Here is a 13,162-nt window from a genome sequence, read left to right as displayed (position 1 = left end):
ATTAAAGTTTTTGCAAAAATAAACTTTAATATTTCTTCAAGGACAAAGGAAAGGTATAAAGATAACGAACGGGCTCATTATTTATCATTGCGGGTTTCCATTTTACAAACATTCTTCGGACTGCAGTTTCTGCGGCTGCTGAATGCTTTTTATCGTCCCCGGTGGCGGTTACATAACGTACGTATCCATTTTTTTCAACAATAAAATAAACTCGGGTGTCAATTTTTTTTGAATCAACATCAATAATATCCATGTTTTCTGCAAATTTTCTATGGAAAGCATCAATTCCTCCCGGAAATTCTGGAGCTTTATCGGCTTGGGTTACCACACCGTCCAAATTCATTTTTGATTTTAAAACTGCATAATTTGGAATAGCAGACCCATTTTTTGAAGGTGTATTTTTTGTGATAATTCCTTGCCCAAATAGTACGATACTTAAAAAAGCTCCAAGAAACAACAATGTTTTTTTCATAACTATTTTTTTTCGTTAAAAGATGTGCGTTTTTAGTAAAAGCAAAAAGAGAGCCTAAATGTCTCTCATACATTATAAGTAATGTTTTCGTAAGTTGTTGTTTATCTTGAATATAATAGGTTAGGTGTGGGTGTTTTGTTTCCTAGTGCGGTCTGTAGAATTTTATCCAATAATTAATCAAAATCAACAAAAAAAATAAATATTCGTTTTTAATATATTTTTTTATGTCAAAGATTCTGCAAATTTTTATGGCTAATAATTTTGCTGATTTTTAAGTTCTAAATAGTTTTCTACTCAGCAATGTTCACAAACATGGTTTAATGATATCAAATTGCGAATAACTATTTTAAAAAAATGACTAATTTTGAGTATGAAGAATGTAATCCATATCTTATTTCTGTCAGTATGTTTCACTGTTTTAAATGCACAAGAGACAACAATTACTCCCATTAAATATGAAGAACTGGAAAAAAGAATTAAGCAGGAAAAAGATCAATTTCTCGTGGTTAATTTCTGGTCTACTACCTGCGCACCGTGCGTAAAAGAGCTTCCTCATTTTATGGAAGTAAATAATAAATATGCTAACGATCCGAGATTTAAAATGATCCTTGTATCGCTTGATCGTTTGGCAGACAAAGAAAGAGTGATTACCTTTATTAAAAATAAGAACCTTACGGCAGAAGTAATTTTGCTGGATGATATCAAAAGAATGAACACCTGGATTCCGAAATTTGAAAAAGATTGGGACGGAAATATTCCCGTGACGATTTTCTATAAAAATGGAGAGAAAGTATATTTCAATGATGGAGAAATGAGTAAAGACGAACTAGAAAACACAATTACTAAAAATTTATTATAAACAGAAAGTATGAAAAATCTAAAAATTTTAATGACAGCCTGCATTGTTGGATTGGGACTACTAAGTTTCACAACAATTGACCATGATAAAACACCTTCAAAGCATACTGCTTCTTCAATCAAAGGCTATGAAGTAGGAGATTCAGCTACCGATTTTAAGCTTAAAAATATTGATGGGAAAAAGGTTTCCCTGAGCAATTTTAAAAGTGCAAAAGGTTTTATTGTAATTTTCACGTGTAATCATTGTCCATACGCGAAGAAATATGAAGACAGAATTGTTGAGCTTGACAAAAAATATAAAGATCAAGGATATCCTGTGATTGCCATTAATCCAAATGATCCAAACGTACAGCCTGAAGATGGTTACAAGCAAATGATTGAGAGAGCGAAGCAAAAAGGATTTACTTTTCCTTACTTGTTGGATGAAGGGCAGAAAGTTTTCCCGCAATATGGAGCAACAAAAACACCTCATGTATTTATTCTACAGAAAGAAAATGGTAAAAATATCGTAAAATATATCGGTGCGATCGACAATAATTATGAAGATCCCAATGATGTTTCAGAGCATTATGTGCAAGATGCCGTGAATGCTTTGATAAAAGGAGAACCTATAAAAATGACGAAAACGGTTGCTATTGGATGCACCGTGAAAGTAAAGAAATAATATCTTTGTAAAATATATCAATAGGAACGGGCTTTAGCCCGTTTTTTTAATAATAAAACCAATTTGGCTTTAGCCAAAACATCCATATGAACTTCAAATTCAGCCTGAAATACTTCCTTTTAACAATTCTAATTTTCTTCGTTGAGGTTTTAATTGCCACAAAATTAAAGCATATTTTCTTTGTGAGAGCGTATCTGGGAGATGTGATTGTCGTGATTCTTTTGTATACTTTTGTTAAAAGTTTTTTGATCATCAATAATCAAAAACTGATTTTAGGAATCTTAGCCTTTTCTTGCTTGGTTGAATTTGCACAATACTTTAAGGTTGCAGACAAATTAGGCTTCCTTCCGGGAAGCCTGATGTATATTGTGGTAGGAAATTCTTTTTCCTGGATTGATATTTTATGCTACGTAGCGGGTTGCGTGCTATTGTATCTTTTTGTGAAGTTTGAGGAATCTAGAAGCTTGCAAAAGCTTACTTAAGATCAATTATCTTCCGAATGAGTCATATTTATCTTCTGCATATTTTACAAAACGGTTCAATAGAGCCACGTTCTCTTTTTCCATTGGAGAAAGGTCTTTGTCTACATTGTTAGATACAGGAATATACCAATCTGTCTGTTCAAAGAAGTTTCTGTAAGTCTGTTTTTTGAAAGCATATCCATGTCTTGCAAAAACTGAATTTTTAATGATTTCAAGATCCAGTTTTCTTAAGTTTTTAAGATCTTTTTCTGCTAATTTTTGCTTTGAAGCGTTTAATTTAAATATGGCATCAGAAGCGACTCTGTTTTTTTGAGTTGTATATTTTTCTGTTTTCCCGGTTTCTTCATTGGTATATTTTTCAACAAAATCTTTTGGATTTTCCCAATCTACCAAATTTGAATCTTCATCCAGCATAAAATTCGGATTGTAAACAAACTGTTTTTTGGTTAATTTTAATGTTTTTATAGGAGATTTTACCGCTTTTTTATTAAATACTGACCATTTTCCCGTCAAACTGTCACCAGCTAATTTTACTTCAAATCTACCGTCCGTTTTATCATTTCCGGGTTCGTCGAGTGTAAATGATTTTGAATCTTCATTAAAAATTCCTCTGAAAGGACGCTGATTTCCATTTACAATACTTTGACCGTAAACGCTGTCTTTTGTAATTCTGTTGATCTTTAAAGCCAGTTTTTTATTAACCTCTCCTTCATATTCCTCTCCATCTTCAGAAGTAATCATTTCCTTTCCTGCAAAATCTCCCATATAAATTCCGTACAATTCTTGATGAACCTCAGGAACCACTGTGGAATCTTTCTTTGTAACCAGAGAATCTTTTGAGGCCCCCGTTTCTTTTGCATCCTTTTTACAGGCTATTAAACTGATGGTAAATAAGGAGATTAATGTTAATTTTAAAATTTTCATAGATGAGTTTTTTTGATTTTTAATGGTGATGTGCAATCGCAAAATTACGGATTGTAGTAAAGCGATTTTATATAATTTTTTTTGTGATTAAATATTCAATTAAAAGGATATTTGGGACCCAACCCATCCATGCAATGATTTCATAAACATCCATCGGATTGGGATGGAAAAAATAGACAATAATAACTTTCCACATTCTTAAGGTGATTGCAGATAGCGTTAATGCAAAACTGCGCCACATCCATTGTTTATGTTGTTTAAATTTTTTCTGTCGGGCAAATTGGTAAGCTTTAAAAGTAGTAAACCACCACAAACTTCCCAAAATAATAAAAGAGATTTTAGAAAAAACATCTCCATTGGCAAAAAATCCCATGTAAAGTCCTGACGGAGCAGAGAAAATTAATAATAAAAAGATATACACTTTCCCCGAATTTCTATGGAAATTTTTCAATCCAAAATCTTTCCTGAGAATCGCTAAAAACCCTGAAAGTAAAACAAAAATACTCGTATAAACATGGGTGTAGAAGAACCACAGATATTCAGGTCTGTCAACAACTTCTGTTTGTTTAATCATTAAAAAGCTCACTTCCGTTTTTAATGGAATATATTCTAACGTAATTTTTAGCATAAGCCAAAAAAAATACCCAAACCCGATTGTGAAAAGGATTTTTAAGATGCTTGGGATATTTTTCTTGACTAAAAGCATTTTTCTAATTTGTATTTTTTTAAACACTAATATCACAAATTTCACCACAAATATTCACCAATGAATTGTGCTATTTGTGAAATTATTCGTGCCATTTGTGTTTTATTAATTATTTCAAATTCAAATCCTGCGCAATCAACCAAGCTTCACTCCAGCAAGCCTGAAAATTAAAGCCTCCGGTTACGGCATCAATATTCAATACTTCTCCGGCAACATAAAAATTAGGTAAAATTTTAGAGGACATGTTTTTAAAATTAATTTCTTTTAAATCTACCCCTCCGGCGGTTACAAACTCATCTTTAAACGTTGATTTTCCTGTTACCTGCAATTTCTTTTTACAGAGATTTTCCAGAATAGTTTGCATTTCCTTTCCTGAAATTTGGGCAACTTGTTTATTGAGGTCTACTTTGGAAACTTCTAATATTTTCTGCCAGAATCTATTCGTAATATCAAATATTTTTGCCAGTCCAATAGTCTTTTTTGGATTGGATTGTTTGAAGTTTTGAAATAATTCTTCTGCATCATCAATATCTTTTGAGATAAAATTAACTTCAATTTCAAAATTATATTTAACCTTGGCTAAACTTAGTGCTTCCCAAGCCGATATTTTTAAAATTGCGGGTCCCGAAAGTCCCCAATGGGTAATTAATAAAGGTCCGCTTTCTTCCGTTTTTAATTTTGGAATAGAGATTTCTGCATTTTCAAAACTTGTTCCAGGTAAGTCTTTTAATAAATCATTCTTAATGTTGAATGTGAAAAGGGAAGGAACTAAATCAATGATTTTATGTCCTAAATTTTCAATGATTTTCAATGATTTTGGTGAGCTTCCGGTGGTGTATATAACATAATCGGCTTCAAAATCGCCTAAACTTGTTGTAACGACATATTTTTCGTCTAATTTTTCAATCTCCTTTACCGAACATTTTGTTTTTACTTCAACGTTCTTCTGCTGAATTTCATTCCATAATGTTTTGATAATCGTTTGCGAAGAATTGCTTTCTGGAAAAACCCTGTTGTCGTTTTCTATTTTTAATGAGACTTTTCTTTGATCAAACCAATCCATCGTGTCTCCAGGTTGAAATTTGGTAAAAACACTTAATAATTCTTTGTTTCCACGAGGGTAAAATTGAACCAATTCCTTTGGATCAAAGCATGCATGAGTAACATTACATCTTCCGCCTCCGGAAATTTTAACCTTCTGAAGTACATCTGAGTTTTGCTCTAGAATTGTAATATTGTATTTTGTTTCGTCAAGATTCGATGCACAGAAAAAACCAGCTGCACCGCCTCCAATAATGATAATTTGCTTCATATTTCTATTAATCTTATGCTCAAGATTATTTTTACAAAACTACAATTTTTATAAACCATCTTATTTGAGTAATTTTGAAGATTATAATTTTTTGAACTTTAAAGTGAAAATAATCAACCACAAAAGGAACAAAAGATTGTAAACACTTTAGAACAAATAAGTTTAATATTAAACAGTTTAAAAGTTCACAGAAGATGAAAATCAAAGATTTTTTAAAACTAATGTATTCTTTTGTTTATTGTTGAAAGATAGCTTGAAAGACCTACGCGTTGCAAAAGCTTTTGTTCCTTTTGTGGTTAAAAAGTTGGAGTTCATTATTAAAAAATAAAATTTAAATGATATTTTACCATAAATTCGAAGTTCGTTGGAGTGATCTTGATGCCAACAAACATTTAGCAAACTCATCGTATGTACAATTTTGTGCACAAACCAGAATGGCTTTTATGAAGCAGGAAAAGATGGGGGTTACACAAATGAGCAGATGGGGGATTGGTCCTGTGATCATGCACGAAAGATTTTCTTTTTTCAAAGAAATATTTGCAGATCAGATGGTTATTGTAAGTCTGGAAATTGATGGGTGTGCAGAAGATTCTTCTATTTATCGTTTTGTACACAAGTTTTACCTTCCTGATGGCTCGCATTGTGCAACTTCAGAAGCTACAGGCGTTTGGATTGATACCATGCTGAGAAAAATGACAACGCCACCGGATGATGTGATGGAAGCGATGAACAAATATAAAACCCCGGATACAATAGTTTTAACGAGAGAAGATTTTAAGAAATTACCTTTCCGTCCGGAAAATATTGATCCGTCGAAACTTGTATAAATTTAGTGTAAGGTTCAAAGTTGAATGTTCAGGCATTGCTTATTACCTTACTACCCATTACTTATAATTAAAAAATATGTTTGAAGATAAAGAACCAGAATTAACGCCGATCTCTAAATTAGGAGAATTTGGATTAATTAAGCATTTAACAGAACATTTTCCTTTATCCAATGAGTCTTCGGAACTTGGAGTAGGAGATGATGCGGCAATCATTAATCCCGGAAATAAAAAAGTTGTTCTTACCACAGATGTTTTAGCAGAAGGTGTGCATTTCAATTTGGGATATGTTCCGTTAAAACATTTAGGATATAAAGCGGTTGTTGTGAATCTTAGCGATGTTGCGGCAATGAATGCTACTCCAACACAGATCTTAGTTTCTTTGGCGGTGTCAAACCGTTTTCCGGTAGAAGCTTTGGAAGAAATTTATTCTGGAATTCAGGCGGCTTGCACCAGATATAAAGTGGATCTAATTGGTGGAGATACAACAAGCTCAAACGCAGGTTTGGTCATGAGTATTACGGCTGTTGGTCTCGAAGATGAAGAAAACATTGTAAAAAGAAGTACCGCACAACCCAATGATCTTCTTGTTGTAAGTGGAGATTTAGGAGGTGCTTATATGGGACTTCAGATCCTAGAAAGAGAGCACGCTGTGTTCCTTGCTGACCCGAATATGCAACCTGAAATGGAAGGATTTGATTATATTCTGGAAAGACAATTGAAGCCTGAAGCAAGAACAGACGTTAAAGGTATTTTAGAAGGATTAGGTATTAAACCAACTTCCATGATCGATATTTCTGATGGTTTGGCTTCTGAAATTTTACATCTTTCAGATCAATCAAAAGTAGGTTTCAGATTATATGAAGAGAAAGTTCCAATGGATAATCTGACAATTACGACAGCGGATGAATTTAATTTAAACCCTGTAATGGCAGCTTTAAGTGGAGGTGAAGATTATGAATTATTATTTACCATTTCACCAAATGATTTTGAGAAAATGAAAAACCATCCTGATTTCACAATCATTGGACATGCTGTTGATAAAGAAGAAGGTAATTTTATGGTGGCAAGAGGTTCTAACCAATTGGTTTCTCTTACCGCTCAAGGATGGGATGCTTTTTTAGGAAATAACTAAGAATAAGTTGTATACTTAATTTTGAAATATTGTAAGACCACTGCTTTTGTAGTGGTTTTTTTGTTTAAAATAGCTCAATCTCTAATGTAGAAGAAAGTTAAACAAATCTTTGAAAAATAAATTATAAGTAAACAACAATAATATTATTTTGTATCATCGATTATAGGCTTTAAGAAAGACATAAAATCTTTTTCTAAATCTTTGGCTAAAAAAATCGAACCATAATAGTTGATATGAGAACGATTATAATATATTAACGTATCCTTATAAAAAGGAGCATTTTTAAATACTTTACTTTTAGAAAGATCGTAAAAATAAACGTTTTTGTAAGTAGCCGCAAACTTCTTCAATGCATTTCTATTGATTGGATTATCAATAATTTTAAATTTTTTTGTGGTTCTTTTGAGGTAATCTCTATTAATTTTTACGGGATCTCTATCAACTGCCGGAAATGTATTGAATACAACCAACTTTTGGTTGGGCTTTAGCGATTGTGCTACTTTTTCCAATGCCATGTATACTGATGTATTCCCTGTTTTGGGCTCTAATAAGGCAATTGCATTAATTAAAATAATTTTGTTCTTATTGATATTTTGCTGCGTAAACCCTGCAAGTTGTTGAGATGCATCATAAAATTTCATTTCAGAAGGCTTAAAATTATCTTTTCCTATTCCTGTTAATGCGGGCAATCCGTCTGTTGTAACTGTAGAAAAAGCAAAATCATTTTTCCTTCCTATATAATCTAAAAAGGGCTTAATGTTTAAAGCATGGCTATCTCCGATAAGTAGTATTTGGTTGTTTTTAGATTTCTTATCCCCGAAAAATTCAATTTTTTTCTGATTATGAGAATTCATACCAAATGTTGGAGACGTATAAATATCGGGAATATGGAGAGATTGAGTTGCTTTTGGAAGTAAAAGAGTAATAAGAATTAATAGGGCTCCACCCGAAACGATAGAACGAATAAAGATAGAATTACTTTTTTTTCTAAAAAAACGTTCAATAAACTGATAGGAAAACCAAGAGAGAAAAAAGGTTAGAATGCCAATGAAAATAATTTCATTGGTAGTTAGGACGTAATCATCATTGTAATACCTAATAAAAGCAATAATGGGCCAATGCCATAAGTACAATGAGTAGGAGAGTTCTCCTATGTAAACGGGCGCTTTCTTAGCAAAAAAATCAGAGATAAAATTATTATCTGAAACTAATAAATTTGCTGTGGCAATAGTTGGAATTAAAGCTAAAACCCCAGGAAAAAAAACATTTTTATTGATTAAAATAGCAGATAATAGTAAAGCTAATAAGCTCAATGAGGCGAAAATATTATTATAGAATCTATTAAAATTAATTTTCTTTTTAAACGTAAGGCTATAAAATGCTCCGATTAAAAACTCAGGAATTCTGGATATCAATGAAAAATATTGTGATGAATTATCATTTTCAATAGACATTCCAATATTGGTGTAAATAGTGAAAAGAATAATTAATAAGAGAATAATTCGAGGTAAATATTTTTTTTTACAGACCATAAGAAACAATGGAAGTAAAAAGTAAAATTGCATTTCAATAGATAAAGACCAGGTATGTAGAAATGGGTTATCTTCCAGTTTAGCCCCAAAATAAGAATCTCCACGAGAAAATAATAGATTTGAAACAAATGAAGCTGATGCGCCTGCAGACTTTTGAAGTGTCCAAAAATCTCGACTTAAATAGACGAAAAATCCTGCAGTAGTTGCTGAGATAATAAGGAAAAGATAAGCGGGAAATATTCTTTTCAGCCGTTTTAAGTAAAAATCATAAAATTGAAAAGTATGATTGTCTTTTTGCCCGATAATAATGGACGTCATTAAATATCCAGATATAACAAAGAATACGTCTACCCCAATAAAACCTCCAGGTAACCAATTGTAATTTAAATGAAAAATAAATACTAATAAGAAGGCCAATGCTCTTATTCCTTGTATATCATTTCTAAACTCCATTCAATGAATTTAATTAAAGCGCAAATATAATGGATAATTGTACTTGATCTTGAATATTACCTATTTTGCCATGGGACGTATGTATGATTTCATGTTTGATAGGCTTTATATTTTACCTTTATTTCTAAAAAAAAGTACAATAAAATTGACATCATCCTTCCGTTTTTTCTTTTGGTCATACTATTCAAACACTTAATCAAGTAATTTTTGTAAAAAATAAGCAATAGGCTCTCTTTGCATAAAGTTTAAATTATGAAGAGAAACCTTCTGACAGCTGTCTGCTGTCTGTTGCCTTTAGGATATTGGATCAATGCTCAGACAGGCATATCTGCAGAGTTGAAAACAGAGTATATTCCATTCTCTAATTATGTCCGTCCGGAAGACAGTGTAAAAACAGATTCCAAAAGTGATTTTAAAAGAGTAGATCTGAATCTGAGTATTCCGTTATCCGTAAAAAAGAATAGCGACGGTAAAATAAAATCATGGTCCATGCTAGTTGGAGGCTCCTATGCGAAAATGAATCACAAAAATTACGAAACCCAATTGTTTCCAACTGAAATGCTGAATGCGCAGGTCGGAATACAGCATATGCGACCTTTAGGAAAAAAGTGGAGTATGATGATGACTGCATCGGTAGGAGTGTATACCGATCTTGAAAAAATAGATTTTAATGATGTTCTGGGACAGGGAGGAATATTATTTATCAGGCATTTTAATCCAAATCTTGCCTTGGGGGGAGGTCCGGTTTTAACAACGGCTTTTGGAGTTCCGATGATTCTGCCGTGGATTTATTTCGATTGGAAAACCAATGGGAAAATTAAATTCAACATTAATTTCCCGGAAGGAATGGATGCGGGATATCAATTTACAGACAAGTTTACTTTAAAAGCAGTGGTGAACCTCAATGGAATGTCTGTGGAAAGAAATAAAGACGGGAAATCTATGCTGTTCGGATATCAGCAGATTACAGCAGGGCTCAGACCGGAAATAAAACTGAATGATCAACTCACACTCCGTCTTACTGGAGGAAGTACTTTAGTCAGAAGTTTCAGTGAGAACGATCGCAAGATTAAAAATATTTTTAAGGAAAAGAACGTGGCTGATCCCCGATTTACAAGCACATTTTATGTGGCGCTGGGCTTGCGTTGGAATTTGCCATAAGAAAAGAGAACGTAAAGGCTGGAAGATTATATATTCCAGCCTTTACATTTTCTCTATTTACTGATCAACTTCTTATATACTACTTGATTCAAGAGCTCTTCTTTTCGGGTACGGGAAATAGGAAGCTCTATTTTATTGATGAACAGGCGCCCTCCGGAGATCATATCAATGTGGGTGATATTGATTAAGAAAGACTTATGTATTCTGAAAAAATGCTCGGAAGGTAAAGATTCTTCTATGGCCTTCATGGTTTGGTGGATCACCAGGAATTTATCCTTAAAATGAAGTTTTGTATAATTCTGCATACTTTCAACATATAAAATATCTACCCAGGAAACTTTAATAAAGGAATCAGATTGTCTTACATAAAGAAAGGGGTCATCCAACGGGCTGTTCTTCTTTAGTTTTTCACTGATGATAAACTGTTGTTGTGCCCTATTTACAGCCTGATAAAAACGATTAAAAGCAATGGGTTTTAAAAGATAATCTGCAACCTGCAGACGGAATCCTTCTAACGCATATTCAGAATAGGCTGTTGTAAGAATGCATAAGGGCGGATTTTCAAGCTGCTCCAAAAATTCAAGACCACTCAGGTAGGGCATGTTAATGTCCAGAAACAGAAGGTCTATTTCACTTTCTTTTACTTTGGAGTCGGCCTCCAATGCTGTGGCGCAGGTACCTTCTACAGATAAAAAATCGATTTGATCGGCAAGCTCTTTTAGATGGAACCTTGCAAGTGGTTCATCATCTACGATCAGGCATTTCATTTTAGGAATAGTAGGGATCATTTTGTTCGGAAAGATGTAAGGTTAAAGAAACTTTATAGACAAGATTATCAGATTCTATTTTTAATTCGTGAGAACCAGGATACTGTAATTTTAAACGTTTTTTTACATTCTGAAGGCCAATTCCACCGATTCCGTCTTTCTTTTTGTATACGGTTATATCCGAATATGAATTTTCAACGTAGAAAGAAAGCGTTTCGTTTTTTTCTTTGCAAGAGATGATAATATACCCTTTATGCCCTGGAAGCCTGCAGACGTATTTAAATGCATTTTCAATAAAAGGGACCAACAACAAGGGGGCAATATTGGTCTTTTTATTATCGATTTTCCAGAATGCTTTTACATCCAGTTCATTTCCCCATCTTAATTTCTCTACGTCTACCAGATTCTGAAGGTATTCAATTTCTTTATCTAAAGGAACCAATGGCTGATTGCAGTGATATAGCTGATATCTCAGAATATCTGAAAACTTCATCAGTAAAAATCCGGCGAGTGGCGTATCTGTTTTCATCAAAATATGAATATGGTTCAGGATGTTGAATACCAAATGTGGATTGATTTGATCCTGAAGAAGTTTGAGCTGGTTTTCCAAATGGGCTTGCTGAAGAAGGATGTGGTCTCGCTCTATTCTTCCATGTTCTTTATAAAACTTAATACCGCAGGCAGATCCGTTAATCAGGAAAGAGGCTGGAAGAGCCATATAAAACCCCTGCCATAAAATAGGCAAATGACCTGATATATTAGACGGAAGGGTGGTCTTAGGTGCTACTTCAAGATAAGTAAATATCACAGAATAAACCAAACTCAGAAGAAGAATGAGAAGGGTCGCCTGAATAAGAAACCGTTTCATTTTTTTTAGTCGTAATGCTTTTGGAAGAAGTTTGGTGGTTAAAAAATGAGTGAATGTAAAAGAACTTATAGTGATGATAAGAGATTGGAACATAGCCAGATATTTCTCTGTGTTAATCTGGAAGTTACACCATAATACAATAGCGAAAACAAGCCAGAAAATAAAGGTGAAAATATATTCTCTTACAACAAAAGGTTTTGTCATGGGATAGGATGATGATGATTTATAAAAAATTAGAAACTGCGGTTTTGCAGTTTCTAATAAGTAAAGATAATTTAAGTTTTTAGAATAGAAAATAACCTATTCCTAAGCTAAAGCTATTGGGTTTAAATTTAAAGTCTTTACTGATGCTTGAAAGTCCTTTTTCATATCTCAAATCAACAGTAAGGTTTTTATAATCTATCCCTAAACCTCCTGTAATTCCAATATTGGATTTGTCAAATTTTTTAAAGCCTTCCTGAAGAGCCTGTGAGGTAGATAGATTATTGTTAAAAGCATAGCTATAAACCCCGCCGGCAAATACCCGTAGATTAAAATCATTGGTTTTTACCACTTTGTATCCTATAACGATAGGGATGTCAATGGCGCTCCAGCTTAGTTTTGCAGAACTTCCGTCTTTAATTTCATAGGTTGTTTTTCTTTTGTTGAATAAGGCTTCTCCCTGTACATACAGACTTCCGATATCCATTCTTGTCATCACTCCTGCCTGATAACCTAAACCATATTTCCCTTTTAAGGAAGAAGATTCCGTTGATGTTTTCGTAAAACTTGTTCCTCCCTTTACTCCAATGTGAAAAGTAGGGGTCTGCTGAGCTTGAATATCAACAGAACAAGTGATGCATAATAACAGTGAGCTTAGTGCTAAAAATTGTTGTTTCATAAATTAATTGATGTTAGAAATTTGAGCAAAACAACGGATCTCAGCATCGAATTGAAATTTTATTTGATGAATGGTAAGGAAGATAGGATAAGAAGGCTTTTTAATTTGAAGTGAGTATATAGAT

14 protein-coding genes are annotated in these 13,162 nt (G+C 33.1%); 6 read left to right on the top strand and 8 right to left on the bottom strand.

What is annotated here, in order from left to right:
• Positions 1-25: 25 nt before the first annotated feature.
• A complete protein-coding gene (locus tag AMQ68_RS20380) occupies positions 26-472 on the bottom strand; it encodes an energy transducer TonB (RefSeq protein WP_054512424.1) in 447 nt (148 codons plus the stop codon).
• A gap of 370 nt (positions 473-842) precedes the next feature.
• Here AMQ68_RS20380 and AMQ68_RS20375 point away from each other — a divergent pair, with 370 nt between their 5' ends.
• The 3 genes from AMQ68_RS20375 to AMQ68_RS20365 all read left to right on the top strand — a co-directional run bounded on the left by AMQ68_RS20375 (position 843) and on the right by AMQ68_RS20365 (position 2,476).
• Positions 843-1,331: a TlpA disulfide reductase family protein gene (locus AMQ68_RS20375; RefSeq protein WP_054512423.1), complete on the top strand. Its 489-nt coding sequence runs from the start codon at positions 843-845 to the stop codon at positions 1,329-1,331.
• A 9-nt stretch (positions 1,332-1,340) separates the two neighbouring features.
• A complete protein-coding gene (locus AMQ68_RS20370) occupies positions 1,341-1,994 on the top strand; it encodes a thioredoxin family protein (protein WP_054512422.1) in 654 nt (217 codons plus the stop codon).
• An 86-nt stretch (positions 1,995-2,080) separates the two neighbouring features.
• A complete protein-coding gene (locus AMQ68_RS20365; RefSeq protein ID WP_054512421.1) occupies positions 2,081-2,476 on the top strand; it encodes a DUF2809 domain-containing protein in 396 nt (131 codons plus the stop codon).
• Between the two features lie 6 nt (positions 2,477-2,482).
• Here AMQ68_RS20365 and AMQ68_RS20360 read toward each other — a convergent pair whose 3' ends face one another.
• From AMQ68_RS20360 to AMQ68_RS20350, 3 genes are all read right to left on the bottom strand, one after another.
• Positions 2,483-3,400 carry a YARHG domain-containing protein gene (locus AMQ68_RS20360; RefSeq protein ID WP_054512880.1) on the bottom strand — a complete coding sequence of 306 codons (918 nt, stop codon included), beginning with the start codon at positions 3,398-3,400 and terminating at the stop codon, positions 2,483-2,485.
• 67 nt (positions 3,401-3,467) lie between these two features.
• Positions 3,468-4,106: a DUF2306 domain-containing protein gene (locus AMQ68_RS20355; protein ID WP_054512420.1), complete on the bottom strand. Its 639-nt coding sequence runs from the start codon at positions 4,104-4,106 to the stop codon at positions 3,468-3,470.
• Positions 4,107-4,215: 109 nt separating this feature from the next.
• The gene (locus tag AMQ68_RS20350) at positions 4,216-5,418 is read right to left on the bottom strand and encodes an NAD(P)/FAD-dependent oxidoreductase (RefSeq protein ID WP_054512419.1); all 1,203 of its coding nucleotides are present in this window, start codon (positions 5,416-5,418) and stop codon (positions 4,216-4,218) included.
• Positions 5,419-5,753: 335 nt separating this feature from the next.
• Between AMQ68_RS20350 and AMQ68_RS20345 the strand changes: the two genes are divergently transcribed.
• Both AMQ68_RS20345 and thiL read left to right on the top strand, forming a co-directional pair.
• Positions 5,754-6,245 carry a thioesterase family protein gene (locus AMQ68_RS20345; RefSeq protein ID WP_054512418.1) on the top strand — a complete coding sequence of 164 codons (492 nt, stop codon included), beginning with the start codon at positions 5,754-5,756 and terminating at the stop codon, positions 6,243-6,245.
• 76 nt (positions 6,246-6,321) lie between these two features.
• Entirely contained in the window at positions 6,322-7,377 is a 1,056-nt protein-coding gene (gene thiL / locus AMQ68_RS20340) for a thiamine-phosphate kinase (protein ID WP_054512417.1), read from the top strand.
• A gap of 143 nt (positions 7,378-7,520) precedes the next feature.
• Here thiL and AMQ68_RS20335 read toward each other — a convergent pair whose 3' ends face one another.
• Positions 7,521-9,362 (bottom strand): acyltransferase family protein, encoded by a 1,842-nt coding sequence (locus AMQ68_RS20335; protein WP_054512416.1) that lies wholly within the window; start codon positions 9,360-9,362, stop codon positions 7,521-7,523.
• Positions 9,363-9,614: 252 nt separating this feature from the next.
• Here AMQ68_RS20335 and AMQ68_RS20330 point away from each other — a divergent pair, with 252 nt between their 5' ends.
• On the top strand, positions 9,615-10,523 hold the full coding sequence (locus AMQ68_RS20330) for a DUF6268 family outer membrane beta-barrel protein (RefSeq protein WP_054512415.1): 909 nt from the start codon (positions 9,615-9,617) through the stop codon (positions 10,521-10,523).
• Positions 10,524-10,576: 53 nt separating this feature from the next.
• On the opposite strand, the gene AMQ68_RS20325 is transcribed toward AMQ68_RS20330, so the two are convergent.
• From AMQ68_RS20325 to AMQ68_RS20315, 3 genes are all read right to left on the bottom strand, one after another.
• The gene (locus tag AMQ68_RS20325; protein WP_054512414.1) at positions 10,577-11,311 is read right to left on the bottom strand and encodes a LytTR family DNA-binding domain-containing protein; all 735 of its coding nucleotides are present in this window, start codon (positions 11,309-11,311) and stop codon (positions 10,577-10,579) included.
• A complete protein-coding gene (locus AMQ68_RS20320; protein ID WP_054512413.1) occupies positions 11,292-12,362 on the bottom strand; it encodes a sensor histidine kinase in 1,071 nt (356 codons plus the stop codon). Before AMQ68_RS20320 ends, AMQ68_RS20325 begins: the two co-directional genes overlap by 20 nt.
• A 79-nt stretch (positions 12,363-12,441) precedes the next feature.
• Positions 12,442-13,038: a porin family protein gene (locus AMQ68_RS20315; RefSeq protein ID WP_054512412.1), complete on the bottom strand. Its 597-nt coding sequence runs from the start codon at positions 13,036-13,038 to the stop codon at positions 12,442-12,444.
• Between the last annotated feature and the right edge of the window lie 124 nt (positions 13,039-13,162).

It is taken from the genome of Chryseobacterium sp. ERMR1:04 (assembly GCF_001297705.1).
Lineage (GTDB): Bacteria > Bacteroidota > Bacteroidia > Flavobacteriales > Weeksellaceae > Chryseobacterium.
This window is presented reverse-complemented; position numbering and strand designations above follow the sequence as displayed.